Source organism: Exiguobacterium sp. 9-2, assembly GCF_036287235.1.
Classification (GTDB): domain Bacteria; phylum Bacillota; class Bacilli; order Exiguobacteriales; family Exiguobacteriaceae; genus Exiguobacterium_A.
Map to the genome: position 1 here is coordinate 285,305 of NZ_CP142850.1, position 24,665 is coordinate 309,969.

The 24,665-nt window shown below is 48.0% G+C and carries 25 protein-coding genes; 17 read left to right on the plus strand and 8 right to left on the minus strand.

Annotation, left to right across the window (positions count from 1 at the left end; genetic code table 11):
• Positions 1–18: 18 nt before the first annotated feature.
• The 4 genes from VJ374_RS01600 to VJ374_RS01615 all read left to right on the plus strand — a co-directional run bounded on the left by VJ374_RS01600 (position 19) and on the right by VJ374_RS01615 (position 5,242).
• Complete coding sequence (locus VJ374_RS01600; protein WP_329469867.1) at positions 19–1,341, plus strand: hemolysin family protein; 1,323 nt, start codon at positions 19–21, stop codon at positions 1,339–1,341.
• A 178-nt stretch (positions 1,342–1,519) separates the two neighbouring features.
• On the plus strand, positions 1,520–3,196 hold the full coding sequence (locus VJ374_RS01605) for a LytS/YhcK type 5TM receptor domain-containing protein (RefSeq protein WP_329469869.1): 1,677 nt from the start codon (positions 1,520–1,522) through the stop codon (positions 3,194–3,196).
• Positions 3,197–3,288: 92 nt separating this feature from the next.
• Positions 3,289–4,317 (plus strand): aldose epimerase family protein, encoded by a 1,029-nt coding sequence (locus VJ374_RS01610; protein WP_052019144.1) that lies wholly within the window; start codon positions 3,289–3,291, stop codon positions 4,315–4,317.
• A gap of 70 nt (positions 4,318–4,387) precedes the next feature.
• Entirely contained in the window at positions 4,388–5,242 is an 855-nt protein-coding gene (locus tag VJ374_RS01615) for a DegV family protein (RefSeq protein ID WP_035411284.1), read from the plus strand.
• Positions 5,243–5,290: 48 nt separating this feature from the next.
• On the opposite strand, the gene crcB (VJ374_RS01620) is transcribed toward VJ374_RS01615, so the two are convergent.
• Positions 5,291–5,641, minus strand: a complete 351-nt coding sequence (crcB, locus tag VJ374_RS01620) for a fluoride efflux transporter CrcB (RefSeq protein WP_329469871.1) — start codon at positions 5,639–5,641, stop codon at positions 5,291–5,293.
• The gene (crcB, locus tag VJ374_RS01625; protein ID WP_329469872.1) at positions 5,642–6,040 is read right to left on the minus strand and encodes a fluoride efflux transporter CrcB; all 399 of its coding nucleotides are present in this window, start codon (positions 6,038–6,040) and stop codon (positions 5,642–5,644) included.
• A gap of 154 nt (positions 6,041–6,194) precedes the next feature.
• On the opposite strand from crcB (VJ374_RS01625), the gene VJ374_RS01630 reads away from it, so the two are divergent.
• The 3 genes from VJ374_RS01630 (at position 6,195) to VJ374_RS01640 (ending at position 9,464) form a co-directional block, all read left to right on the plus strand.
• Positions 6,195–7,664 (plus strand): methyl-accepting chemotaxis protein, encoded by a 1,470-nt coding sequence (locus VJ374_RS01630; RefSeq protein ID WP_329469873.1) that lies wholly within the window; start codon positions 6,195–6,197, stop codon positions 7,662–7,664.
• Positions 7,665–7,776: 112 nt separating this feature from the next.
• Positions 7,777–8,712: an NADP-dependent oxidoreductase gene (locus VJ374_RS01635; protein WP_214856188.1), complete on the plus strand. Its 936-nt coding sequence runs from the start codon at positions 7,777–7,779 to the stop codon at positions 8,710–8,712.
• Between the two features lie 167 nt (positions 8,713–8,879).
• Positions 8,880–9,464 (plus strand): DUF4352 domain-containing protein, encoded by a 585-nt coding sequence (locus VJ374_RS01640; RefSeq protein ID WP_052019135.1) that lies wholly within the window; start codon positions 8,880–8,882, stop codon positions 9,462–9,464.
• A 51-nt stretch (positions 9,465–9,515) separates the two neighbouring features.
• Here the strand turns inward: VJ374_RS01640 and VJ374_RS01645 are convergent, their stop codons facing one another.
• Together VJ374_RS01645 and VJ374_RS01650 are read right to left on the minus strand one after the other, a co-directional pair.
• Entirely contained in the window at positions 9,516–10,298 is a 783-nt protein-coding gene (locus VJ374_RS01645; RefSeq protein ID WP_329469875.1) for a nucleotidyltransferase domain-containing protein, read from the minus strand.
• 104 nt (positions 10,299–10,402) lie between these two features.
• Positions 10,403–10,753: a winged helix-turn-helix transcriptional regulator gene (locus VJ374_RS01650; protein WP_290785982.1), complete on the minus strand. Its 351-nt coding sequence runs from the start codon at positions 10,751–10,753 to the stop codon at positions 10,403–10,405.
• A 121-nt stretch (positions 10,754–10,874) separates the two neighbouring features.
• On the opposite strand from VJ374_RS01650, the gene VJ374_RS01655 reads away from it, so the two are divergent.
• On the plus strand, positions 10,875–11,723 hold the full coding sequence (locus tag VJ374_RS01655; RefSeq protein WP_329469877.1) for a VOC family protein: 849 nt from the start codon (positions 10,875–10,877) through the stop codon (positions 11,721–11,723).
• 48 nt (positions 11,724–11,771) lie between these two features.
• Here the strand turns inward: VJ374_RS01655 and VJ374_RS01660 are convergent, their stop codons facing one another.
• Positions 11,772–12,557: an NUDIX domain-containing protein gene (locus VJ374_RS01660; protein ID WP_329469880.1), complete on the minus strand. Its 786-nt coding sequence runs from the start codon at positions 12,555–12,557 to the stop codon at positions 11,772–11,774.
• 271 nt (positions 12,558–12,828) lie between these two features.
• Between VJ374_RS01660 and VJ374_RS01665 the strand changes: the two genes are divergently transcribed.
• The 3 genes from VJ374_RS01665 to VJ374_RS01675 all read left to right on the plus strand — a co-directional run bounded on the left by VJ374_RS01665 (position 12,829) and on the right by VJ374_RS01675 (position 15,529).
• Entirely contained in the window at positions 12,829–13,410 is a 582-nt protein-coding gene (locus tag VJ374_RS01665; protein WP_329471005.1) for a DedA family protein, read from the plus strand.
• 273 nt (positions 13,411–13,683) lie between these two features.
• Positions 13,684–15,051: a PepSY-associated TM helix domain-containing protein gene (locus VJ374_RS01670; RefSeq protein WP_329469881.1), complete on the plus strand. Its 1,368-nt coding sequence runs from the start codon at positions 13,684–13,686 to the stop codon at positions 15,049–15,051.
• On the plus strand, positions 15,044–15,529 hold the full coding sequence (locus tag VJ374_RS01675; RefSeq protein WP_329469883.1) for a FixH family protein: 486 nt from the start codon (positions 15,044–15,046) through the stop codon (positions 15,527–15,529). Before VJ374_RS01670 ends, VJ374_RS01675 begins: the two co-directional genes overlap by 8 nt.
• Positions 15,530–15,586: 57 nt before the next feature.
• Here the strand turns inward: VJ374_RS01675 and VJ374_RS01680 are convergent, their stop codons facing one another.
• Positions 15,587–16,594, minus strand: coding sequence for a hypothetical protein (locus tag VJ374_RS01680; protein ID WP_329469885.1), 1,008 nt, complete (start codon positions 16,592–16,594; stop codon positions 15,587–15,589).
• A gap of 242 nt (positions 16,595–16,836) precedes the next feature.
• Here VJ374_RS01680 and VJ374_RS01685 point away from each other — a divergent pair, with 242 nt between their 5' ends.
• From VJ374_RS01685 to VJ374_RS01695, 3 genes are all read left to right on the plus strand, one after another.
• Positions 16,837–18,207, plus strand: a complete 1,371-nt coding sequence (locus tag VJ374_RS01685) for a copper amine oxidase (RefSeq protein WP_329469886.1) — start codon at positions 16,837–16,839, stop codon at positions 18,205–18,207.
• Positions 18,208–18,270: 63 nt separating this feature from the next.
• Positions 18,271–18,798 (plus strand): copper resistance CopC family protein, encoded by a 528-nt coding sequence (locus VJ374_RS01690; protein WP_329469887.1) that lies wholly within the window; start codon positions 18,271–18,273, stop codon positions 18,796–18,798.
• 47 nt (positions 18,799–18,845) lie between these two features.
• Entirely contained in the window at positions 18,846–19,781 is a 936-nt protein-coding gene (locus VJ374_RS01695) for a copper resistance D family protein (protein WP_329469889.1), read from the plus strand.
• Between the two features lie 52 nt (positions 19,782–19,833).
• Here VJ374_RS01695 and VJ374_RS01700 read toward each other — a convergent pair whose 3' ends face one another.
• Together VJ374_RS01700 and VJ374_RS15975 are read right to left on the minus strand one after the other, a co-directional pair.
• Entirely contained in the window at positions 19,834–21,627 is a 1,794-nt protein-coding gene (locus VJ374_RS01700; RefSeq protein WP_329469890.1) for an acyltransferase family protein, read from the minus strand.
• 136 nt (positions 21,628–21,763) lie between these two features.
• Positions 21,764–21,925, minus strand: coding sequence for an ATP-binding protein (locus tag VJ374_RS15975; protein ID WP_442899604.1), 162 nt, complete (start codon positions 21,923–21,925; stop codon positions 21,764–21,766).
• Between the two features lie 301 nt (positions 21,926–22,226).
• On the opposite strand from VJ374_RS15975, the gene VJ374_RS01705 reads away from it, so the two are divergent.
• Genes VJ374_RS01705 through VJ374_RS01715 form a run of 3 tightly spaced genes read left to right on the plus strand, consistent with a single transcriptional unit; the run spans position 22,227 to position 24,655 of the window.
• On the plus strand, positions 22,227–23,270 hold the full coding sequence (locus VJ374_RS01705) for a bifunctional transcriptional activator/DNA repair enzyme AdaA (RefSeq protein ID WP_329469892.1): 1,044 nt from the start codon (positions 22,227–22,229) through the stop codon (positions 23,268–23,270).
• On the plus strand, positions 23,267–24,313 hold the full coding sequence (locus tag VJ374_RS01710) for a DNA alkylation repair protein (protein WP_329469894.1): 1,047 nt from the start codon (positions 23,267–23,269) through the stop codon (positions 24,311–24,313). Before VJ374_RS01705 ends, VJ374_RS01710 begins: the two co-directional genes overlap by 4 nt.
• Positions 24,314–24,655: a GNAT family N-acetyltransferase gene (locus tag VJ374_RS01715; RefSeq protein ID WP_329469897.1), complete on the plus strand. Its 342-nt coding sequence runs from the start codon at positions 24,314–24,316 to the stop codon at positions 24,653–24,655.
• Positions 24,656–24,665: the final 10 nt, after the last annotated feature.

Below are 24,665 nucleotides of genomic sequence, written 5' to 3' on the forward strand. Positions count from 1 at the left end.
ACCCCTGTTTAGGGGATTTTGGATACTATATTATTCATCAATTTATTTTTAGTGGTGTTGTTGATCGTGTTGACGGCGTTCTTCGTCGGATCGGAATTCGCTGTCGTCAAAGTGCGGATGTCGCGTTTGGATCAGATGATCCAGGATGGCAATAAAAGTGCGGTCCTTGCGAAAAAAATCGCCGGTGATCTTGATTATTACTTGTCTGCCTGTCAGCTCGGTATTACCGTCACGGCACTCGGTCTTGGGGCACTTGGAGAACCGACAGTCGAAAAGATCTTGCATCCGGTCTTCGATGACTTCGGGATCTCTGCTGCTGTTTCAACACTCTTGTCGTTTGGTATCGCATTTGTATCCGTAACGTTCTTACACGTCGTCATCGGGGAACTTGCTCCGAAGACACTCGCGATTCAGTATGCAGAACGCATGACATTGTTATTTGCTCGTCCGCTGTATGTGTTCGGGAAGATTATGTATCCGTTCATCTGGTTACTCAACGGTTCAGCACGCCTGTTCCTTGGTCTGTTCGGTGTCAAACCAGCAGGACATGAACAAGCCCACTCAGAAGATGAATTGAAAATCATCATGGCGCAAAGTTTCCAAAGTGGTGAAATCAATCAGACGGAACTTGCTCTCATGCAGAACGTCTTCGCCTTTGACGAGCATATTGTCAAAGACTTAATGGTTCCACGAATGCGGATGGAGACGATCTCGGAACGTTTGACGAAGAATGAACTGATGGAAATCTTCATGGATAATCCGTATACGCGTTATCCGGTCACAGAAGAGAACGATAAAGACCGGATTCTTGGATACGTCAACGTCAAGGAAGTCTTGACGGATTTTGCGAACGGGAACGAACATCCGGTGACACATTACGTCAAGGAACTACCGGTCGTTTCTGAAGTAACATCACTTCAGGACACATTGCGGAAGATGAAACGGACCCGGACACACCTCGTACTCGTCGTCGATGAATATGGTGGAACAGCAGGACTCGTCTCGATGGAAGACTTACTCGAAGAAATCGTCGGCGAAATCCGTGATGAATTCGATGCAGATGAAGTCGAAGAAATCGAACAAATCAAATCTGATGAATTTTTACTGGACGGTACTGTATTACTCGTGGATTTAGAAGAACGTTTCAACATTCGATTTACGAACGTCGAGGACGTGGATACGATCGGCGGCTGGATTCAGATGCACAACATTGATCTTCAACCCGGTGAGCACATCGATACACCAGACTTTTCGGTTGAAGTAATGGAGATGGAGAACTATCAAATCAATCGCGTCAAGATTTGGTTGCATCCAGCTGAACAAGTAGAAGCAGAAGGATAAGATGGTCGGTTCCTCATCGAGGAGCCGATTTTTTTATATCACATCAGTCAAAAAATTAAGAACTTGCGGATTGTGTGAACTTTCAGCGGTCATGATAGGAGAATGGCGGAGTGAGCGGGAATGTAATCTACAACTACCGTATTGTCGATTCGCGTCCTATGAAACGAGGAGGTATTCCGTGCTTGATCAGATTCCATTCTTACTGAGTCGTTTAGGTATGTTAGCACTGTTAGCCTTTCTATTGTCCCAGTGGCGCATTTCTCGATACATATTCAAGATGGACCGCGGGATGAATGTACCACTTCTTTTAGCATTCGTATCATCTGGTATTTTAATGAACTATGCGGGAATCGTGCTTTCGAATGATACAACGATCGATCCGTTACTCGGGTTATCCGTCAAAAAGGATGCTTTATTACTTGATACACGTTTAGCAGTCATCGTGACGAGCGGTCTGATCGGTGGACCAATCGTCGGTGGGATCACAGGATGTCTAGTCGGGTTGCACCGCTATTTACTCGGTTCTCTAGGAGCAGAAGCAGGTTGGATCATTGCGATGATAGCTGGACTCGTGAGTGGATGGTACCGGAAACGTTGGCGCTTACGGGATGACTATGCCTTGATTCCACCAGTCGGCATCGTCTTAGTCGCATTGTTCTTTGAAAGTGGAATCACGTTGTTGCTGGCTCCAGACACGACGCAGGCGCTTGATTTAATCAGTCATGCGGTGTTTCCGCTATTATTCGCGAACACATGTGGTGTCATACTGTTTATCATGATTTTACGAACGCAACTTCGACTCGAAGGTGATCTCTTCGTCCGACAAACGGAGCGTTCTGATCGGTTATTACAAGCGTTGCAACCCTTACGAAAGCAGGGATTGACGTCAGAAGTCGCCCGACAAATCGGAGTGACATTATTAAAGGAAACGAAAATGCAACGTGTCGTCTTGCTCGGAGCGACGGAGGTCGTCATTGATATGACGGAACAGCAACCTGCTGTCTGTGGCGAACAACCGAGACGTGAGGAACAACAATGGATTGAGGCAGAAGAACCCGTCCGACAGGAAGATGAACTGACGGGACAGATTCTAAGCTTTCATCCAATACGCATCAACGGTCAAAAGGCGGGTGTCATCTGTTATTTCTCGAAAGATCTATTTGACGATACGGTCGAGCGAATGACGGAACAACTTGTCCGTTTATTAGCACGAGAGTTATACATGCACCGAGAAGAGCAGTTGCTCCGATTAAGCGGTAGAAAGATGAAACCTATGTTACACGTCAGTTATCTCAAAGGCATCATCGAAGAAATTCAGCGGACAGCCGATCCCGGAACTCCTGTAAAACATCAATTGAATGCGTTGCTTCAACTTTTGACGACAGCGACGCGGCACGATGAACATCCACTGCGTGAGGAACTAGCGACGCTAAAAGCTTATCTATCGCTCGAAGGTACACGCCGCCGTCCGAATCAATTGACATCCGCTGATATCACGGTCGATCTCGACATCGAGACTTCCGTTGAGGAATACTTCGTTTTCCCGTTCCTCGTGACACAGCTTGTCGATAATGCACTACGTCACGCGTTCGTAAAGGCAGGACGGCATCACCGGATTGATGTCCGCGCCTTTAAGTCGACGACGGGTTGGATCATCGAAGTCGCAGACAATGGGCAAGGAATGCCGCTTGCTGTGATGCAACAACTGGATCAAAAAGAATCAGGTGATTCGAATCTGTTCTTGATTCGACGCGCACTGGAGGTGACATATGGTCCGGCTGCGTCACTACGCGTCTATTCCATTATCCATCAAGGAACACGAATCGAAGTCCGGCTACCTTTTCCATCGCCTTGACGACAGTGGCACTTTGCTACTGTTGTTTTTTTGTGTTGCTTCAAGGGTAAATAGGAAAACAGCAAAACGTATTGTACAGGAGGAAGCAGATGATGATTACGACAACAGAAGTGGGTCAACTAGGAGATCAGTACTTGTTACGGTTCACGTTAGAGAATGTTCATGGACATAGTGTCGATATCTTGAACCGAGGCGCAAAAATTCTTGCGATACGGGTTCCAGATCAGCAAGGGATGATTGAAAACGTCGTACTCGCATTTGATGACCTGTCAGAATACCAGGATGATCCACACCATTTAGGCGCAACGATCGGACGTGTCGGAGGACGAATCGCGAACGGAGCGTTCGCGCTCGAAGGAATGACGTATGTACTTGAACAAAATGAAGGCGAGCATCATCTTCACGGGGGAAGCGAGAATTGGGCGAACCGGATGTTCACGCACGAAATCAACGATGACCGACTTGTCCTACGATTAGATAGTCCGAATGGAGAGAACGGCTACCCAGGTCACTTATCGTTTGAGTTGACCTTCGAATGGACAGACGAGAACGTCCTGCATGTTCATTATGAAGCGGAGACGACGGCCTCGACACCGTTCAGTCCGACGAATCATACGTACTTCAATTTGACGGGTGAGGCGAAGACGACAATCGAACAGCACGTCCTACGAATGGACGCCCCTTTTTATATTCCGTTGACGAAAGATGCCGTACCGACCGGTGACATTCTCCCGGTAACAGACACCGTTTTTGATTTTCTCGATGCCCGTTTTCTACATGAAGTCACACACGCACCAGACGAACAACTTCGTCAAGCGGGTAGCGGGGTGGATCATCCCTTCCTGCTTAGAGAAGGTGGGGAAATCGTTCTTGACGAACCAATCAGCGGGCGGCGGTTACGGGTCGTAACCGACCAACCGGGGGTCGTCGTCTACACGGCCAATCACTTGTCAGGCGAGTTCACGATTTGTGGAAGACGGGCAACGCCGTACCTGGGCATCTGTTTTGAGACACAAGGGCTGCCGGATGCGATCAATCAACCAGATTTCCCTTCCGTTGTCTTGCGTGCCGGTGAGCACTATCATAAGCGTACATCGTTTCATTTTCAGATGATGTCATGAGGTATCTTGCGATTTCCACTCCTGTATATGGTAGGATAGAGCGAGAAGAATCTAACGGAGGCTAAGGAAAATGACTAAAATTGCATGGGTGACCGATAGTATGGCCTATTTCACGAAAGAAGAGGCGGAAGCGATCGGCGTCAATGTCGTGCCGATTCAAATTTTACTTGGTGATACGGCGTATCAAGAGAATGCCATTACGGTCGAGCGTCTGTTTCGTGCCCTGGATGCGGACAAAAAGCTGATTGCAAAAACTTCACAACCGATCTTTGGTGAGTTCGTCGGGACATACGAACGGCTAAAAGAAGAAGGATATGACTGCGCGATTGCAGTACATTGTACGAATGGCTTATCAAGTACCGTTCAAAGCTCAGCATCAGCAGCGGAAGCGGCAAGCTTCCCGGTTCATATCATCGATTCCCATACCGCGTTCGAAAACCAACAGGAATTCATTCGTTACGGAATGGAACTTGAGGCACAGGGGAAATCGGTCGAAGAAATCGTTGCGGCGTTACAAGCATTGACGAAAAAGACCCATTTTTATATGATCGTCGGTAATATGGAGACGATGCGTCGCGGTGGACGTGTCTCGTCAGGAGACCTGTTCCTTGCGAACTTACTCAGCATCAAACCGATCATCACGACGGATGAAGCGGGAAAAGTCGTACCATTCAAAAAAGCGCGTTCTCTTAAGAAAGCCTACATCGAGATGGTCAAACAAATCGATGAGTCGATGCGTCAACACACGTTCTATAAGAACCGGATATATGTTGCGACGACGATGGCACCCGAAATGGCAGCAGAACTGCGCCAACAGGTCGCAGCGAAATTCCCGGATCTGACGATTCTTGAAGGCACGTTCGGACCGGCAATTGGGACACATGCCGGAGCAGAGACGGTCGGTCTGTTCTGGATGAATGATTAAAATTACATGTAAGAGGCGATGGATTTTTCCATCGCCTCTTTTTTTTAATCAAGCGGTCAAGGTGATACCGAAAAAGGCAGCGAGGATTCCGAATCCATAACTGCATATCAAGTAGAAGGCGAGTACTTTACGGTTTCCATCTTGTAAGAGCTGTAACGTTTCAATCTTAAACGTCGAGAACGTCGTAAACGATCCGAGGAAGCCGGTACCAAGCAGTAACGTCCAAGTCGTATCGAGATGTGAACCGATGACGAGACCAAGCAAAAATGAGCCGAGTACGTTAATGAGGAATGTGGCTAGTGGGAATTCACGTTTCCACATCGTCTTGATCCATTGACTGACAGCAAAACGACTGATGGCTCCACAAAAAGCACCGATGGCAAGGGCGAGTAATTCCATTCACTCACGTCCTTTCGTCACGTGCCGCAATCGTCTTGTTCCAAGCGCGTAACCAAGATAAGACAGGAACAGACCGCCGAACAGGCTGACGAGTACGTAGAGGAACGCATCCGCTAAATGACGTTCGTTAAATAAGGTCACAGTCTCGACGCTGAATGTCGAAAATGTCGTGAATGAGCCGATGAAGCCCGTTCCAATAGCTGTAATCGCATATTGATGCAAGAGTTTCGTTCGAAATAGGAAGTGTGTCGCATAGCCGAGCAGAAAGCTACCGATCAAGTTGATCGCAAGCGTGGGCCACGGAAACGGACCAGTCGTCAAGTTGCCAATCAGCAGTCCAAGTCCATAACGTGCAGAGGCACCGAGAACACCTGCGAGACCTACGAGTACATAGAGCATAGGAATCCTCTTTTCTGAAAAAAGTCTACGTTAAACGTACTCCCGCTCTCAAGAAAGCGTCAAGAAAAAAAGTCATCCGAGGGACTTAACGATTGAATTCTTTCTGCCGATGAACAATTGTATGACTTTACTATGATGAAGGAGTTTGAACAAGATGGTATCTGCCCTCGAGCAACAAAGTACAAAGATTTTATCCCGTCTGATTGCAACGTTGATTACAATTGCGCATCCGTTGATTTTCGTATTTGCCCAAATGAATTACGTTCCCATCAGTGTGTTCTATCAGTTTTTAGTCGGTGGTCTGATCTTGACGGTCGCGTTGCTGGTCGGCAACCGCCTCCTCGGACATCGTCCGAGTGGGAAATATGTTCAAGTGACATTAACGTATCTCGTCCTCGCCTTGGTTTTGACGACATTACCGTCCCTAAGTATCTGGACGATTGCTTATCTTTATTTGACGATTTCGATCGTCTATTTGATTCCGCGTCTCGTCGTTCTGGCTGGGATCTTCGGACTACTTGAAATGGCGTTATTCACAGCCAACGGTACGATTGTTTTTACGAACACATTTGACTTGATCGTCGCATATGTCATCTACTTGATGATCTTCTCAGCGGCTGTCTTCGTTGCCGTCTTCGGACGGAACGTCATGCTGGCAGTCCGCCAAGAACAGGAACGGTCGGAAGCTTACGCGGCAACATCGCAAGTCGCCCTTGAGCAAACGGCAGCAACGGCAACGGAAGTGACGACGTTCACAGAAGAGATGAGTGAGACGGTCGACGCGGCGAAGGATTCCTTCAGTCAGGTCGATCTAGCGATGCAACAGCTGGCAAGTGAAGCGGCAGGCAGCGTCCAAGCGATTCGTGAAATCCGTCAACTGAACGAACAACAAGTTAACCGGATGCAAGAGGTAACGGTATCAGTCGACCGTGCGCTCGAGCGGAGTTCGTCATCGCGGACAACAGCTGAACAAAGCAGGCAGACGATCGGTCTTGCCGGACAATCGCTGCAACAATTAACGACGAGCATGGATGAGTCGGTCACGTCGTTCGGACAGCTTGCTGGGCGTTTCCAGGAGATCGTCGCTATCACGTCGAGTATTAACGCGATTGCGACGCAAACGAATCTGCTTAGTCTTAACGCGTCGATCGAAGCGGCTCGCGCGGGCGAGTTCGGAAAAGGTTTTACGGTCGTTGCGCAAGAAATTCGTAATCTATCATCACAGACGGCAGAAGCGTCGAAGGAAATCAATACGATCATTGAACGTGTTGAGCAGGATGTTACGCAAACCGGAAACTCGATTCATGCCAGTACGACCTTGTTACGTGAACAGGAAGAACGGATGGCAGAGAGTCAATTGGCGCTACAGACGATTGAGACGAATACAACGGAAGTCGTCGGTTCGATCCAGTCGGCGCAGACTCAGTTCGCGACGATGACAAGTAGTCTTACTGCTATCACGACAGCAACCAGTCAACTCGACACGTTCATGAATGCCTTGCTCGCGCAAAGTGAGTCATTATCAGGTCTGACACGTCATCAAGTCGGACAGGTCATGGAACTGCAACAGGCGATTCATGCCTTGAACGAGACGGCGTCTACCCTTCAGCAAACGAATCGTTAACGAAACAGCTCCTCATTGATCAGTGGGGAGCTGTTGTCTATTCTCAGACTGTTTGTTGGTGGAACGGACGGGGAAGAAGATAGGGAATGATTATCGAAGGAGGAGTCAACGGATGAAAGCAGCTTACATTGAACAGTATGGTGGATCGGAACAATTTAAGATCGGAGAACTGGAAAAGCCGGTCATCGGGCCAGATGATGTTTTAATTGAAGTCTATGCCGCGAGCGTAAATCCGGTCGACTGGAAGTTACGAGAGGGGTACTTGCGTCAGATGCTGAGCTACGAAATGCCGCTCGTTATCGGTTGGGACGTTGCAGGAGTGATTCAGGAAGTCGGAGAAAACGTCTCGGATCTTCAAGTCGGGGACGCCGTCTTCAGTCGTCCAGAAATCGCTCGTCAAGGGACCTATGCGGAGTATGTCGCAGTTGATGCGCATCTTGTCGTGAAAAAACCAGAATCGCTCAGTTTCGCAGAAGCAGCGTCCCTTCCGCTCGTCTCGCATACAGCGTGGCAGGTCATGTTCGAAGTGATGGATGCGAAGCCAGGTGATCGGATCTTTATTGGTGCCGGATCAGGGGGCGTCGGAACGGTTGCAATCCAACTTGCGAAAGCGAACGGGTTGTACGTCATTACGTCAACAAGTACGAAAAATGTCGACTGGGTAAAATCGCTTGGAGCCGACGAAGTCATCGACTACAAACAAGAAAATCCAGCCGACCGTGTCCGGGACGTCGATTTTGTATTCGATACAATGGGCGGAGACAAGCAAGGGGAGCTCTATCAGATGCTGAAACCAAATGGGATGCTTGTTTCGATTTCCACACCACCCGATGAAGAGCAAGCGAAACAACACAATGCCCGTTCGGCCTACGTCTTCATGCAACCGACCGGTGAGCGTTTGCAACATATCGCTAAAGCCGTCGAACGTGGCGAGCTACAACCCGTCGTCGACCGGATCTTTGATCTCGACCAAATCAAGGAAGCGCATGATTATGGCGAAGAAGGACATGCAAAAGGCAAAATCGTCATCCGGGTCAAAGGAGAATAAGAAGAGGAGAGCGCTGAAATCAGCGTTCTCTTTTATTTTTGTCAATCTTTTTATCAAACCATAAACAAAAAATAACCTGGTTAAAAAAGTGTAAAGGATAAGGGGTTGCTTCTTCCTATACTAGGGCTATTAGAAGTGAGTCAGCCATATTAAAAGGAGGAAGTAACATGAAAAAAGGATTGAAGTGGGCAGGAATCATCGTAATCGGAGCAGTCATCCTTGGAAATCTAGGAGATGATGAAGAACAAGTGGCACCAGAGAAAAAAGTAGAGGTCGAACAAGAAGCAGTCAAATCAGAAGCAAAACCAGTGAAAGCAAAAGCAGCGGCGAAGCCGGTCAAGAAAACCTATGGCATCAAGGATCAGGTAAAGGTCGGGAAATTGACGTATGTCGCCAATGACGTCAAGATGGTCGACACGTTATCGAACGTCCTTGGCGAAAAGAAAACATCAGGACAATTCTTAGTCATCGGTCTGACGATTCTAAATGGAGATAAGGAAGAGCGCTTCGTCGATAGCAACATGTTTAAAGTCAATGTGGGCGATACCGAGTATTCAGCCGATACGGAACTCGATCTCTATGCGAATGAAGACGGCATGGGCTTCTTCCTAGAGACGATCAACCCGAATATCGAAAAAACCGGCAACATCGTCTTTGAATTACCGAAACAGGTCAAAAATCCGAAGCTTGAAGTCTCATCCGGTTTTGGCTGGGCAGGTGGACAATCAAAAGAGATTCAATTGACACGATGATAGGTGAGCAGACAAAGGAGTAGCAGGCAAATGCCTGCTACTCCTTTGTTGTTATCGTTTTACTTGTTGCATCGATAGTTCATACGTTAATCGATCGAGTAAGTCGAGTGTTTCGGGATGCGTGACGAGCGTCCGATCGAGTGTCTTCCGTTCAGTCTCTAGACATGCCAGATAACGTTGAGCCGCTTCAGCATGCGTTGCGGGTGTCAAGACTTCATAGATTGATTCAAGAGAAAGGCGTGGACCGTCAGGCAATGTCGTCGGAATCGTCTTTAATCCGAGCTGCGCCCGATCTGGAGTATGGTGATGAAGCAAGACTTTCGCGAACTTGATCAAGGCGCTCCGGAGCATCTCGACTGCCCATAAGTCGTTTCCCCGTGCCGCTGCTTTTTTGTATTGGAACAAGAACCAGACGGCATCAATCGCTTCATCGGTCGCTTCTTGTGCGGAAAGCGTCAAGTCGCAAGTATCCGTAAAGTCCGTCAATTGCTGTTTTGGATCGTACAGGACACGTAATTGATCCTTATGGTTTAGCGAATCAAGTGTCACCGTGAATAAATCGATATGTAACAAATCATCATAGACGACGATCATCTGTGGTGCGATGATGTCGATCTCATCTTTCCAGATGATGGGGCGATAAACAGAGAGGTGGGACAGTCGACGTGATAAAAATTTCGTTTGGCGTTCTTCCGAGACGAGACAGTACAGATCGATGTCTGAATGAACGTCTTCTTCTCCTCGTCCGAAGGATCCTTTCAAGAAGATGGCTTCGACTGCAGGATCTTGTTTGAGCCGAGCAACGAGTTGCTCGATTGCATGGAGTTGATGCATGAGGACTCATTCCTTTCCGAAAACAGAAGTCTATTAGGTTAGTATACGGGGGAATAGACAGTTTATTCCATACAAAAATGAGAAATCACATCGAAATGGATTTCTCATTGGGAGGCAGAAGTTACTTTTTCTTTATTTTCAAGATGAATGACGTGCTGTTCGCCCCATGCATTGATGGCGTCAAGAACCGGGATAAGTGTCCGACCGTAATCCGTCAGCGAATACTCAACGCGTGGCGGGACTTCTTGGTAAATCTCGCGATGCACGATATCGTTTAGTTCGAGCTCGCGCAATTGAGCTGTCAGCATCTTTTGCGTAATGTTCGGCAATTGTCGTTTCAATTCACTGAAGCGGAGCGTTCCGTGTGTGATCAAGACGAGTAAAATCGACGGTTTCCATTTTCCGGTCAAGATTTCGAGTGCGGTCTCGACTCGACAGCTTGGTGTCTCTTCCATCGGTCTTCCTCCTTCATGGTATCGTTTAGGATACTATACCACTTATTCGTGCCTACTTCCGCTTCCATCACTTCCGCGTAATAATAGAGGTACAAGCTATTTCATTGAAGGAGGAAACAACATGTCGATTCACCCACAGATTACACTTGGTCCCGTTCGTTTACGCGTCACGGATCTTGACCGTTCCGTTTCATTTTATACAGCATCACTCGGATTACGTGTACTGACACAAACGGATCAGCTAACAGTTCTTGGCGCACAAGGTACACCACTCGTTGAGCTCGAAGTTCATTCGAATGCCCGCCGTTTCCCACCGAACTCGGTTGCCGGGTTATATCATTTTGCGATTTTGCTACCGAACCGAAAAGAACTCGGTTTCGTCATCCGCAACTTGATCGCACAAGGGATTGAAATTGGTCAAGGTGACCATCTTGTCAGTGAAGCCTTTTATTTATCGGATCCGGATGGGAACGGGATCGAGATTTATGCCGATCGTCCACGTGAGACATGGACGTATGAAGCAAATGGAGATGTTAAGATGACGACCGATCCTGTCGACTGGCAAAGTATGCTCGTCGAAGCTGGAGAAGAAGACTGGTATGGTATGCCGGCCGAGACGGTCATGGGACATGTCCATTTCCACGTCAAGACACTCGAAGCAGCGCGGACATTTTATGTCGACACGCTCGGCTTTGAGGTTGCGGCTGACGCTTCGCGGATGCGTGCGTTGTTCGTCGCTGCTGGCGGTTACCATCATCACATCGGTCTGAACGTCTGGTCGGGAGTTGACGCACCGACGAATCCGGAAGATGCGGTCGGACTTGTCTACTGGACGCTGCGTTATCCGGATCAAGCGACGCTCCGAGCAGCAATCGAGACGTTGAAGTCTTCTGCTTATACCGTTACGGATCAAGCAGATGCTGTCTATGTCACCGATGATGCTGGAATCACTGCTCGATTGACAACATAACTGAAAAAATCCCCTTGTAGAGAAAAATCTGCAAGGGGATTTTTTGTTTTATCGTGAAGATGACGTTGCATTACCGTCATACCGGCTGATCAGCTCATACGGTCTGACTTTATATAAGGCATGCGGGAAGTAGTGCGGATCCATTGCATCAAGCGTCCGCAACTGGAAATGATCCCGTTTGATGTATTCACTCAGCGAGTCACGTGTCAGTGGGAAGAAGCCGACATCCGTCGTTTCGCCTTCTTGTGTCGTAAGTTCACCACCGACGTATTTTCCGCGGAAACAGACACAAAGGACATGACTTGAGACGTTTTGATAGATACCGGTAATTCCATCGATTGTGACATCAATCCCGGTTTCTTCTTTGACTTCTCGTTTGATCGCGTCAAGAATCGACTCATGATTTTCGACTTGTCCACCCGGCATCTCATACGTATCACCCCGGTGGAGGTTGCGAACGAGCAGGACTTCACCGGCATCGTTTGTGATGTACGCGGTCACGCTGACGATCGCGCGAGGGGGAGCGTACGTACCAGTCGACGTCATGAAATCTTCATAGGATTTGATATAGAGGTTTTTGCCGAGGCGCGCGCGTTTCTTCATCGCTTCACGGCGTAAGGCACTGTTTCGGACATCACGATCGACTTGTTCGTAATGTTCGCGGTCGCGGTATTCCCAGATAGCAATGACTTCATCTTCTGCTTCCGTCACCCAGCGACCAACGAGACGGGCACCATGACTGACTTGAAGCGGATACAGGTAGGTATGAAAAAACTCAGTAAATTCTTCTAGGCGTTCGGGACGAATCGTATAGGTCTTCCGGCGATGCAACATGGAAATTCCTCCTATCAGATGAGCGTTCGGATGTACGTTGTACCCCTTCTCGAACGAACGGATGAAACCCTTTTTCTCGAGGTGGAAAAAGGATTTTTTATGAAAAGGGGCTGAACCCATTCATATGACGTAACAGGCTTTCCGAAATCGATGACGATTTATTTTGCTCAAAAAAGTACAGCTAAAGAAGAACTTAAGAAACGGACGGGGCTCAACTTTAGAAAAATCGGGGATACTGAATATAGAGAGAAACAGAAAGTAGGGATATGTGATGGATGTCATGGCACTCGTCCGCCTAGCTGGCGGAATCATGTTTACCCCATTGTCGGACGATGTCTTAATGATGGGTTTTGCAGCACTGCGTTTAAGAGAAGGAATGTATCCGGTCGTCATCTGGTTGACGGCATGGCCGATTTTCTTTATCGCTTTTACATGGTTTTATCTGCTTGCCCGGTTCTTTCGAGAAATTCCACTCGTCAAACGCTGGATGAAGTCCCGTTTCTTAGAACGAGCAAAAGCAATTATCAAACGACGCGGGTTATGGGCAATTGGACTATCATTTTTCTTACCCGGCGTCAGACATCCGATTCATTATGTCGCTGGACTTCTCGGTTATCCGTTACCGCGTTATTTAGCGATGACGTTCTTAGCAGCAGGCGTCTATACGGGACTGTGGACATTCATCATCATTCGAATCGGAGAAGCTGTGACCTGGTCGGAACTGTGGAACTGGCTACAGGTGAATCCTGGCGTCATCGGATCAATCATCATGATCCTTATTGGAGCAGCAGTCATCGGGATCGTCCATCATCATCGTCAAAAGGAATCGTTGAAAGAAGAGTCCTCGATGTAAATCTAAATACAACGGCGAATCCGATAATGGATTCGCTTTTTTGGATAAAGTTTGGTTTTATAAATGAGGATAGTTTTTTGAAATAAGAAATAATCCATCAAAGAAGTGAAATCATTGTCAAAAAATGACGCACATCACTTCTTAAAAGCAACGTGGTTTACACACTGGATTGGCAATTTATCGTCACAAGCCAGTGGATGGAAAGGGATTGTAAACGCTTATACTAAAAGGTGTTCACAGAGTGGACATATTTCCTGTCGAAGGAGGATACATATGAATCTCATACAGACGGAAGAGACGGTCAAAAAAGCACCGACTTCTTCTGCTTATCGGACGATTTGGCGATGGCACTTTTATGCTGGTATCATTTTTGCACCGTTCCTAGTCATGCTTGCTGTGACAGGATCGATTTATTTATTTAAGCCACAAATCGAAAACGTCCTGTATCAATCATATTATGACGTTACACCAAAAGCAGATCGCATCACTGCGACGGAACAAATCAATCGCGTTAAAGCGAAGTATCCGGACACGTTCGTCACGTCATACCGACCGGGTGAATCCGACAACCGATCAAGTGAAGTGAATATCTCGTCACCTAAAATGTCGGCGACGGTCTTCGTCAATCCGTATTCCGGTAAGATCATTGGAACATTACCGGATGGTGACCGGATCATGAACAAAATCGAAGAGATCCACGGAGAGCTGATGGCAGGAACGACAGGCGACCGGATTGTCGAACTTGTTGCGTGTTGGGCGATCGTTCTGATCGTGACAGGATTATTCTTGTGGTTCCCGCGTAAGCAAAAGGGGCTGTCAGGTGTTTTGTTCCCACGTCTTCGTCAAGGCAAGAAGTTATTTCGTCGTGACCTCCACGCCGTTCCGGCATTCTGGATCACAGCAGGAATGTTATTCCTCATCCTGACAGGTCTTCCGTGGTCTGGCTTCTGGGGGACGAACTTCCAGTCACTCGTCACGAACCAAGGTCTTGGTTATCCACCGTCCATCTGGGGTGGGGAAGCACCGAAGTCAACTCTTCAAACGAAGGATATCGCAGAAGTCCCGTGGGCTGCCGAAACACTTGATGTTCCGCGATCGAAAGTCGAAGGAGCCGTCCCAGCTTCGATTGATGACATCGTTGCGATCGGCAAACAACAAGGGATGGACCCAAGCTTTAAGATCAGCATCCCGAGTGATCCGAGTGGAGTCTATACGCTGTCCGCGTTTCCAGCGAAGGCACAGGATGAAGCGACGATTCATCTCGATCAATATTCAGGTGCCGTGCTCGCCGATTACCGCTATGACAACTATGGCGTCGTCGGTAAAATCGTCGCGACCGGAATCACGCTTCACAAAGGAACAGAGTTCGGCTGGTTCAACCAGTTAATCAGTCTGCTGATTTGTCTTGGCATCATTCTTGTTGCAGTCAGCGGTTTCTATCTGTGGTTGAAGCGGAAACCAAGCAAGGGGATGGGGGCGCCGAAAGGACCGAAAGCATTCATGTTGAAAGGATTCCTTGCTGTGCTTGTTGTGCTGGGAATTGTCTTCCCACTTGTCGGACTCTCGTTGCTCGTCGTCTGGTTACTCGATTTCTTCGTCATTCGTCGTATTCCGAGTGTAAGGAGGTTCTTCAATGCGTAAATCGATGCAAACATTCGTGCTTGGTGGACTGCTCGTCACGACGACGAGTCTTGCCGGCTGCGCCGTTGATTCTGATGCGGCGGAGCAGTACGCAGTCGTTCATCCGTTATCGATCAAAATGAATATCCCAAAAGACGTACAACCGGACGCAAAGAAAAAGCAAACGTTCGAAGCGACGGTTTGGCGTGAAGCGAAACCGGCTCAAAAAGTCGACTATGTCCACTTCGAAATCTGGAAAGCAGACGGAACAGTCCGCTATAGTATGGAACCGGCAGAAGAGACGAAGCCGGGTGTCTACACGATTGCGAAGACATTACCGAAATCCGGCTTGTATTATGTCAAAGCGCATGCGAGCAGGGAAGGTGCGATGATCATGCCGACACGGCAATTCATCGTCGGAAAACTGTCGGCGCAGGATTTAAAAATCTTACAAGGTGGAGCAAAACCAGCTGGCGGAAGTAGTGGTCACCATCACTAATAGAGACATCAAAAAGAGAGGGCGGAATTTTCCGTCCTCTCTTTTTAGCATATATTCTTAATCCTCCTCATCATGATCGCCATGATCATCTCCATGATCGTCGGAATCGTCATCTCCTTCATCATCCCCGGAATCAGCCGATGTACCGTCGTCATCCGAGTGCTCATCTTCCGATTCGAGTTCCTGTCCATTATAGAACTTGACTTGGACGTGTACCGTTTTGATGTTCGGTAATTGAAGTGCCTGTGCGATTAACGTTATTACTTCTTCTTCTGTCATCGATGGTGTGACGAGGAGGCGATCTTTTAACGTCGCAACGTCAGTGATACCGATTTCGTCTTTAAAGCGCAACTCTTTCCGTTGATGTTCATTACTATAGCGCCACTCGAACTTTTTCTTGTTCGTATCCGTTACTTTGATCATGATCCGCTTGAGTTCTTGATTATTTCGAACGCCGTCTTGATCCGTATCTTCCTGATCATCTCGTGTTCCATCCTGATCGCTATCGGCTTTTGTCGGATCGGAACCGAGTTCAAATTCATCTTCGTTGATAAGCGTATCTCGATCCCGGTCTTCTTCATTATCTTTGATGCCGTCACGATCTGAATCATTTTTTAGTGGCTGCGTACTCACGATGAATTCTTCTCGTGTCGTCAATCGATCTTGATCTTGGTCTTCTTTATCATCAGAAATACCATCTTGATCAGAGTCCTTTTTCAATGGGTTCAAGTGCGCTGTGTATTCTTGTTGGTTCGTAAGAGAGTCGCGGTCCGCATCCTCTTTTCCATCCTTGATTCCGTCACGATCCGAATCTGATTTTGTTGGAGTGAGGCGAAGTTGATACTCTTGTGCATTCGTTAGACCATCGCGATCGTGATCTTTTGTTGCGACTTGTTTTCCATATCCCAAATGATATTGTTTTTGCCAAGCATCCGGGATGCCATTTTTGTCTCGATCGACTTGCACGACAGGTTTCTTCTTCGATTTACTTTTTGCTTCGACAGGTCCAACTGCTTGCGAGACGACGAGGGAAGCGAGCAATGCGCCAATGACGATTCGTTTCATGATTTCACTCCTGTTCTAAAAAATAAAAGATGCGGTTATAAGAAGATTCTAATGAATTGATTAGAAAATAAGTCAGCTGTTTCGTGAAATGAGTAAATAAAAACTAAAAATAATGAAAGTACTACATAAGTTTATTTCTAATTAAAAAATATTTTAAATAAAAAATGTAAAAAGATAAAACCATTTATGAACTCCATACGTTATCTATGTGAAGTCCAAAAAATCAAAGGGGTGTTCATAAGATGAAGATGAAAAAGTCGTATCTCGCTGTTCCGCTAAGTGCCGCATTGTTGATTCCAGCAGCAGGTGTCAGTGCACATGGTCATGAGGACCATAGTAAGATGTCTCACAGTTCAGGAAAAGTCTCACTAGATGTCTCCTCTCCAGCATCGGATCTGCGAGCGACACTCGATCAAATTCTATCTGAACACGCATATCTCGCAGTCGTCGCGATGCAAAAAGGAATTGATGGTAAAAAAGATTTTGAACAAGCAGCAGGCGCATTGAATCAAAATACGGATGATTTAGCGGCAGCTGTCGGTTCTGTCTACGGTGACGATGCAGGAAAAGCGTTTAAAGATATCTGGTCGAGCCACATCGGTTACTTCGTCGATTACGTCAAAGCAACTGGAGCAAAAGATGAAGATGCTAAACAAAAAGCATTAAAAGATTTGGATGAATACCGTGTCGAGCAGGCTGCATTCCTTGATAAAGCAACAGGCGGGCGATTGAAAGCAGCAGATCTCGAAGAGGGGCTCAAAGTCCACATCACGCAATTGTTAACATCGTTTGATAGTTACGTTGCTGGTGATTATGACGCTGCCTACAGCAATCTACGTGAAGCAATCGAGCATATGTATATGGTCGGAGAAGGATTATCTGGTGCGATCGTTGATCAGTATCCGGACAAATTCAAAAATACGAAAGTCGATACACCAGCAGCCGATCTTCGTGCCGGGCTCAACCGGAACTTCTCAGAGCACGCAGCGCTTGCGGTGCTCGCGATGCAAAAAGGGATTGACGGTGCAAAGGACTTTGACGCGGCAGCCGGTGCCTTGAGTCAAAATACAGATGACTTGTCGGCTTCAATCGGTTCCGTTTACGGCAGTGAAGCAGCACAACAATTCAAGAAAATCTGGTCGAGCCATATCGGCTACTTCGTCGACTACGTCAAAGCAACAGGTGCAAAAGATGATCAAGCACGCGACATGGCTGTAAAAGAACTCGATGAGTACCGTGTCGAACAAGCTGCATTCCTCGATGCAGCAACGGAAGGACGCTTGAAAGCAAAAGATTTGGAAGAAGGGTTGAAGGTCCATATTGACCAACTCTTACTCGCCTTCAATAGCTACAATGAAAAAGATTACGACAAAACGTACCCAGCGATTCGCGAAGCGTACGCGCATATGTACGGCGTAGGGGAAGGAACAGCGACAGCAATCGTCGATCAGTTCCCAGATAAATTCAAAGGTGCACCATCTGGAATGCCGAACACTGGTCTCGGTGGTATGCAAGAAGCATCATCGACGACAGGTATCGTGTGGTCATTGCTTGGTATTGCAGCAGCATCGATCCTTGGATTCTTCGCACTCCGTCGTCGCCCGCAACAATAAAGGACGACCCGCTGGAAACAGCGGGTTTTCTTATACACATCAAGCAGAAAGGAGGTAAACGACATGCGTATCATCCGATTTGCACTTCTATTCCTCATTTGTCTGCTTCCCATCTCCGTTGAAGCACACACGAGCCTCAAAAGTTCCAATCCGGCAGAAGGAGCGGTGTTATCAGAGCCCGTCGATCGAATCCGCTTGACGTTTAGTGAGGCTGTCGAAAAGACGAGTACCTTACGTGTAGTGGATACGAACGGTGTCGAACAGCCGCTTGCGAAACCGCTCATCATCGGGAATGAACTCAGTGCCGTCGTCTCGAAACCATTGAAAAAAGGACAGTACACGATTAAATGGGCATCGATTTCAGATGATGGTCATCCCGTGAAAGGAACGATCGGATTTACAGTGATGGGTGCCGCGACAACTGAAGCAAGTACAGTTGAAAAAGCAGAGCCAATGGAAACAAAGGCAGCGGTCGTCCCAGAAGCTGAACCTGTTTCAAAAGGACTCGTTCCGACGCTTCTTCCTTGGATTGTTGGTGGACTATTAGTCAGCATCGTCTTACTTCTCTTATTCCGTCGTCGTTCGATATGAGTGCGTTTCTAGGAGAACTACTTGTCTACATGGGTGGAGCGATTTGGATGGGTTATTTGGTATTACGCTTCATCTCAACGAAACACAAACCGCCATTAATGGACGGTACGTCGTGGGCGGTGGCGGGGCTTGGGATGCTTGTTCTTGGAACAAGTATCCCGGTCATCGGTGCCGTTCGTTTTCTGCTTTCGACGCAAACGATGACGGAGGCTCTACGGACAGGATTATTTTTGCATATCGGTCGGATGTTTCTTGTCGTTTACTTCGCTGTCTTACTCCTATTGATCGTACTTGCTTGGCGAAAACATCGGTCCGTCCTACTCGCACTCTTGACGATCCCGATATGGATTGGCATTGCAGGAACGAGTCATGCCGCAGCGAAATACGGGGCGCTTGGGTGGACGCTTCAGTTCAGTCACTTTTTATGTGTGACGGCTTGGATCGGTGTTGTGTTTTGGGTAGCTGTTGGTGCCCGTTCGACCGAGCATTGGTCCGCCTTTTTAAACTGGTTCAGTCCGTTTGCTCGGATTGCTTTTACCGGTGTCATTCTGTCAGGTCTGTTGCTGATGCAACTGGCGATTCCGCTTGAACGTTATCCGAATCTATGGGGCGTGCCATACGGTCAAGCCATGTTGCTGAAGCATCTTTTGTTGTTGCCGCTTTTGTTCTACGCCTTTTGTAATGGCACACTTGTCCGGCGTCGGTTACGTTTCGACTCGACATACGATCCGCGTCCGTTACTCCGGATGGAGAGTATTATTTTAATCCTTCTGTTCATGGCAAGTGCATCACTCAGTCGTTTGGAACAACCGACGTTAGGTCAACTACCGGTCAGTGGTCCAGCAGGGGACGGGTGGGTCTTGATGATTGGGATTGCCACCTTACCACTGCTCTTACTCGGATTCAGGCGACATGCATTGGGTGTCTTGCTGAGCCTTCTTAGTGTCAGTCTGATCTACCTTGGACTACTTGCGACAGGGTGAACACAAAAAAAACAAGGTAGCGGATAGTTCCGCTACCTTGTTTGTCGTGATTTTATTTTATCGAAACGGCGCAATTCGTTGCTTTCGCAAGAATCTTCGAATAGGCCCGGGCGCCCTTAATATTCAAATGAACACCATCCGCTTCAAAATAAGATGGGTGTTTGATAGCAGTGGCATGCCAGTCGATCAGTTCGACCCGTTTCCGCTTTGATGCCTCTCGTAACATCTGATTGACTTCTGCTTCCCACGGGCGTGGCACCCGTGCTGTGACGAGATAGACGTGATCGGCATTTGCAAATTGGTCGAGTAAGCTATTCAACTGATCTTTGCGGAAGCTGCCGTTCGTTCCAAGATGGAGGATGACTTGGCGTCCATGTTGATTGTACGACGCATACTGCTCACTTAGCGGAATCGCTTCTCGTAGCTGTCGACCGAGTTTCGCATCAATCGTCAGTTGTTTGAGTGTACTGCCGAGATAATCTTCGACACCGAGCAGGACGGAGTCACCAATCGCAAGCGTCGGTCGACAAATTTTTCGTTGATCAGGTTTTGCTTTCGGTGTCGTCGGTTTGAAGACCGGTTTCGGTTTTTCTTTTGGCGCCGCTATCTTATGGAAGGCGGGTTCTGGCTTCGGTGTATCGGAAACAGCAAGAATCGATAAGTTACCAATGAAGCTGACGATAAGGATCGTCAACACGGCAACACTCGCCCACTGTACCGTTGAGAACTGACGTAACTGTTGCGGATGTAGCGATAAACGCTTCAAGTAACCAGACAATCCGTGTTGACGAATCGGACGCTCGATGAAGCGATACGACGCTTCTGTTAACGCAACAAGAATAACTATGATCAATATAGTCCGTAGTACCGAGAATGTTCCAATCTGCTCGACCGGTGTCAGCAACGTGATGACGGGAAAATGCCATAGATATAAGCCGTACGACCGTTTGCCGATCGCAATAAGTGATGGATGCGCAAACCAACGACTCCAAATCGACGCCGGATGGGCGATCGTAGCAATCAATAGGGCGGCAAGGAGCGAAACGATGAAAAAGCCACCGCGGTATAAAAAGCTTCCGAACTCACTCGTGACAACCATCAGTAAAAGTAAGAGTGGCAACGTGACAGCACCTGTTTGATTCAACAATCGAACACCACGTTTTGGGATATCAATCTTAAAGCGGGTCGGTTGCCACGCGAACGCGAGCAAGCTCCCGATCAATAAGGCGAATAATCGTGTATCGGTACCGTAGTAGACACGACTCGGATCCTCACCCGGTGTGAATTGAATCGCCATCGCGAGCACGGATGCGCCGATCGCGACACCAATCAATTGAAGGAACAGGCGACGATTTTTCATGCCGAACCAAAGTAGGATCGGGAATAGCAGGTAGAACTGTTCTTCGATCGCGAGCGACCAAAGGTTTTGAATCGGTGACGGTTTCCCGAACGACTCGAAATACGAAACGTCATGGAAGATATACCACCAGTTCGTTCCGTAAATAAGCGCAAAGGCACTATCTTGACGAACCGTGTGTAACAACTCGCGTTCAAAGACGGTTACATATCCGAGAACGAGTAACAGCATGACGAATAGAGCTGGGAACAAACGACGGAAACGATGAATCCAAAACCGTTTCAAATCGAGGCGCCCGGTCGTTTGCCACTCGCGTAACAAAAGACCAGTAATCAGGTAACCGGATAGGACGAAAAAGAGATCAACACCGAGGAAACCACCAGAGAAGAATGAAACAGATAAGTGGTAGAGAATGACAGACAGGACAGCGAAAGCGCGTAAGCCGTCAAGCCCTGGCATATATGTAATCGAACGAGACGAGGATTTCATAAGACACGAACAACTCCTTTAAAACGACAACTAATTTCTAACAGTCTTTAGTGTATCGAATTCCAATTTCAAAGAAGTGTCTAAGAAGTAACAACCTAGCCCAAAAAAGCACCCGACGAGAGCATCGGATGCTGACTTATGAATGACGCGGAAAACGACACGTGACGGAAAAGCGTTTGTCTGCTGAAGTGAGCTGGACACTTCCGTGATGGCGCGCCATGTTTTGTTGAACAATCGACAGACCGATACCGGAACCGCCGGAAGAACGCGATGCGTCAGACGTTCCGAACGGCGTCAGTCACGCGTTTAGTTCCTCTAGCGTATAGATCGTTTCAATCGCATTCGAGCAAATCAGTTGGATGCCTTGTGCTCCTTCTTTGATTGAAATCCGAAGATCACCGATTCCGTGAAGTGTTTCTTTTAAAGAAATCTAACGTGAAAACCCTACTTTCCGTTGAGTATAGCATGTAGTATGCACGTCGTCCCTTTCGAAAACAGGAGGAGAATTCTTAACTGAATCTTAAACAGATCAATGCCTGATTTTCGGCGACATCGTAACTGGACAAGCCGTTATACTAGAGACAAAGGAGGGGAAAGCGATGGAACACCACACGTATTATGAAGCACTCGTTCGACGAGACGCGACGTACGAAGGAACGTTTTTTGTCGGGGTCAAGACGACCGGTATTTTTTGCCGTCCGACGTGTCCAGCGCGAAAACCGAAGGCGGAGAACTGTGAGTTTTTCGAGACGGCGCAAGAGGCATTGCTTGCCTCTTATCGACCGTGCAGACGGTGTCATCCGCTCGCTTATCCCGGCGATCACGGTACGATTCAACGCTTGATCGAAGCAGTCGAGGCGGAACCAGATAAACGGTTTAAAGAAGCCGATTTCCGAGCACTTGGTTTGGACGAATCAACAGCACGGCGCCAGTTCAAGAAACGATTCGGGATGACGTTCGTTGCCTATGCTCGGGCACGGCGGATGGGGTTAGCGATGAAAGAGATTCGGACTGGGAAGCCGGTCATCGAAGGACAGTTAGTAGGAGGCTATGAATCAAGCAGCGGTTTTCGTGAAGCGTCAGCACGGATGCTCGGGGAAGCACCGTCACGTTTTGACGGACAGGTCTTGCGCGCGAAATGGCTCGATACACCACTCGGTTCGATGCTTGCGATTGCTGATGAACAACACTTGCATCTCCTTGAATTCGTCGATCGACGGGGACTTGAGCGGGAAATTGAACAATTGCGTCAAAAAGCGCGTGCCGTCATCGTGCCTGGGGAGTCACCCATCTTTGAACAGATTGAAGGGGAGCTCCGTCGTTACTTCAAAGGAGAACCGGTCTTGTTTCAGACGCCACTGATGCGGTACGGAACGCCCTTTCAACGCCGCGTCTGGGAAGAACTTGAACGGATTCCGAGTGGCGAGACGATCTCGTATCAGGAACTGGCCATCCGAATTGGTCAACCAACCGCTGTTCGCGCTGTCGCACGAGCCAACGGAACAAATCAACTAGCAATCATCATTCCATGTCATCGGGTCATTCGAACGAATGGGGATTTAGGTGGATACGCCGGGGGACTTGCACGCAAGGAAACATTGCTCAAACTGGAGCGTACAAAGAGAGGACTGGATGTAGGATGAGTTTGATTAAAGATGTGTTTTCACCGAGTTGGCTCGATGGCTTAGGAGAAGCGGTCGATGTATCAGATTTTCGCAGACGAGTCGAACGGGAGGACTGGGAAGAGCTTGCGTTTAAACAACGCGTCCGTCGTGTTGCGGAGACACTAGAATCCGTCCTGCCACCGTTTCCGGACTCGATCGGGGAGCTGGAACGACTCGCACCGCAGTTTACTGGATTACCAGGGATCGTTTTTCCCGAGTATGTCGAACGGACAGCAACACTCGTTGACTGGAAGCTTGCGTTAGAGACACTCGTTAAATTGACGCCGTATTCGACGTCTGAGTTCGCTGTCCGGCGTTTTCTACTCGCTGATCAAGAGCGTTATCTCGAGCAAGCACTCATGTGGGCAACATCAGACGATGAACATGTTCGGCGCTTAGCGTCGGAAGGGACACGACCGCGTCTGCCATGGGGACAAGCGATTCCGAGTCTGATTGCTGATCCGCGACCGGCGTTACCGGTTCTTGACGCGTTACTACAGGATCCGTCACTCTACGTCCGAAAAAGTGTCGCCAATCACTTGAACGATATTTCAAAGACACATCCGGAATATCTGATTGAGCGGATCGAACGTCACTTAGGAACAGATCCGAACACGGACTGGATTTTGCGCCACGCCTCCCGGACGTTACTCAAACGCGGAAATCCAGAAGTCTTACAGTTATTCGGACACGTTACGCAAGGGGAGGTCGAGATTACAAATTTAGTCGTCTCGCCGGTTACGATTGGTGGAGAGCTTGACTTCTCGTTCACTGTGACGAGTTCAGTTCCACAACGTTTACGCTTGGAGTACGCGATCGATTACGTCAAACAACGCAGAACGAGTCGGAAGGTGTTTCAACTGCGGGAGCGGGAAGTTAAAGGTGTCTTACAAGTCGAAAGACGCCAATCGTTTCGGAACATGACGACGCGTGTCCATTATCCTGGTACACACACATTGACGATTTTGATTAATGGAGAGGCTTACGCGACAGCAACGTTTGAGGTCGAGGAGGAGAGCTGAATGCAAGGACGGCATCCGGATTTTAAAACGTCACGATTATTTGTTGAAGCAACGGATGAAGAATCGGGTTGTAAGTGGACGTTGCATGCGATACGTGAGAAAACGATCGTTGGAACGATTATTTTTACATGGGATGATTCAATCGGAAGCCTGCGATATACGTCAAATGATGAAGACGATCAGCACGGGTACATCACGGAAGCTTTGACATCGATTTTGCCTTATCTCGCACGGACGTTATTACTGAAGCGTGTCTATAGTGAAGCGGGCAGTGACACGGTCTGGCGTCGGAACGGATTTCAGTTGCAGGCGAATCGATATGCACGCGAACTTCATCATTAGAGCCCCGTCT

Coding starts and splice junctions, on each gene's coding strand:
- VJ374_RS01610 (WP_052019144.1), top strand. CDS start 3,289: ATGATTACGACAACAGAAGTGGGTCAACTAGGAGATCAGTACTTGTTA.
- VJ374_RS01615 (WP_035411284.1), top strand. CDS start 4,388: ATGACTAAAATTGCATGGGTGACCGATAGTATGGCCTATTTCACGAAA.
- crcB (WP_329469871.1), bottom strand. CDS start 5,641: ATGGAATTACTCGCCCTTGCCATCGGTGCTTTTTGTGGAGCCATCAGT.
- crcB (WP_329469872.1), bottom strand. CDS start 6,040: ATGCTCTATGTACTCGTAGGTCTCGCAGGTGTTCTCGGTGCCTCTGCA.
- VJ374_RS01630 (WP_329469873.1), top strand. CDS start 6,195: ATGGTATCTGCCCTCGAGCAACAAAGTACAAAGATTTTATCCCGTCTG.
- VJ374_RS01635 (WP_214856188.1), top strand. CDS start 7,777: ATGAAAGCAGCTTACATTGAACAGTATGGTGGATCGGAACAATTTAAG.
- VJ374_RS01640 (WP_052019135.1), top strand. CDS start 8,880: ATGAAAAAAGGATTGAAGTGGGCAGGAATCATCGTAATCGGAGCAGTC.
- VJ374_RS01645 (WP_329469875.1), bottom strand. CDS start 10,298: ATGCATCAACTCCATGCAATCGAGCAACTCGTTGCTCGGCTCAAACAA.
- VJ374_RS01650 (WP_290785982.1), bottom strand. CDS start 10,753: ATGGAAGAGACACCAAGCTGTCGAGTCGAGACCGCACTCGAAATCTTG.
- VJ374_RS01655 (WP_329469877.1), top strand. CDS start 10,875: ATGTCGATTCACCCACAGATTACACTTGGTCCCGTTCGTTTACGCGTC.
- VJ374_RS01660 (WP_329469880.1), bottom strand. CDS start 12,557: ATGTTGCATCGCCGGAAGACCTATACGATTCGTCCCGAACGCCTAGAA.
- VJ374_RS01665 (WP_329471005.1), top strand. CDS start 12,829: ATGGATGTCATGGCACTCGTCCGCCTAGCTGGCGGAATCATGTTTACC.
- VJ374_RS01670 (WP_329469881.1), top strand. CDS start 13,684: ATGAATCTCATACAGACGGAAGAGACGGTCAAAAAAGCACCGACTTCT.
- VJ374_RS01675 (WP_329469883.1), top strand. CDS start 15,044: ATGCGTAAATCGATGCAAACATTCGTGCTTGGTGGACTGCTCGTCACG.
- VJ374_RS01680 (WP_329469885.1), bottom strand. CDS start 16,594: ATGAAACGAATCGTCATTGGCGCATTGCTCGCTTCCCTCGTCGTCTCG.
- VJ374_RS01685 (WP_329469886.1), top strand. CDS start 16,837: ATGAAGATGAAAAAGTCGTATCTCGCTGTTCCGCTAAGTGCCGCATTG.
- VJ374_RS01690 (WP_329469887.1), top strand. CDS start 18,271: ATGCGTATCATCCGATTTGCACTTCTATTCCTCATTTGTCTGCTTCCC.
- VJ374_RS01695 (WP_329469889.1), top strand. CDS start 18,846: ATGGGTTATTTGGTATTACGCTTCATCTCAACGAAACACAAACCGCCA.
- VJ374_RS01700 (WP_329469890.1), bottom strand. CDS start 21,627: ATGAAATCCTCGTCTCGTTCGATTACATATATGCCAGGGCTTGACGGC.
- VJ374_RS01705 (WP_329469892.1), top strand. CDS start 22,227: ATGGAACACCACACGTATTATGAAGCACTCGTTCGACGAGACGCGACG.
- VJ374_RS01710 (WP_329469894.1), top strand. CDS start 23,267: ATGAGTTTGATTAAAGATGTGTTTTCACCGAGTTGGCTCGATGGCTTA.
- VJ374_RS01715 (WP_329469897.1), top strand. CDS start 24,314: ATGCAAGGACGGCATCCGGATTTTAAAACGTCACGATTATTTGTTGAA.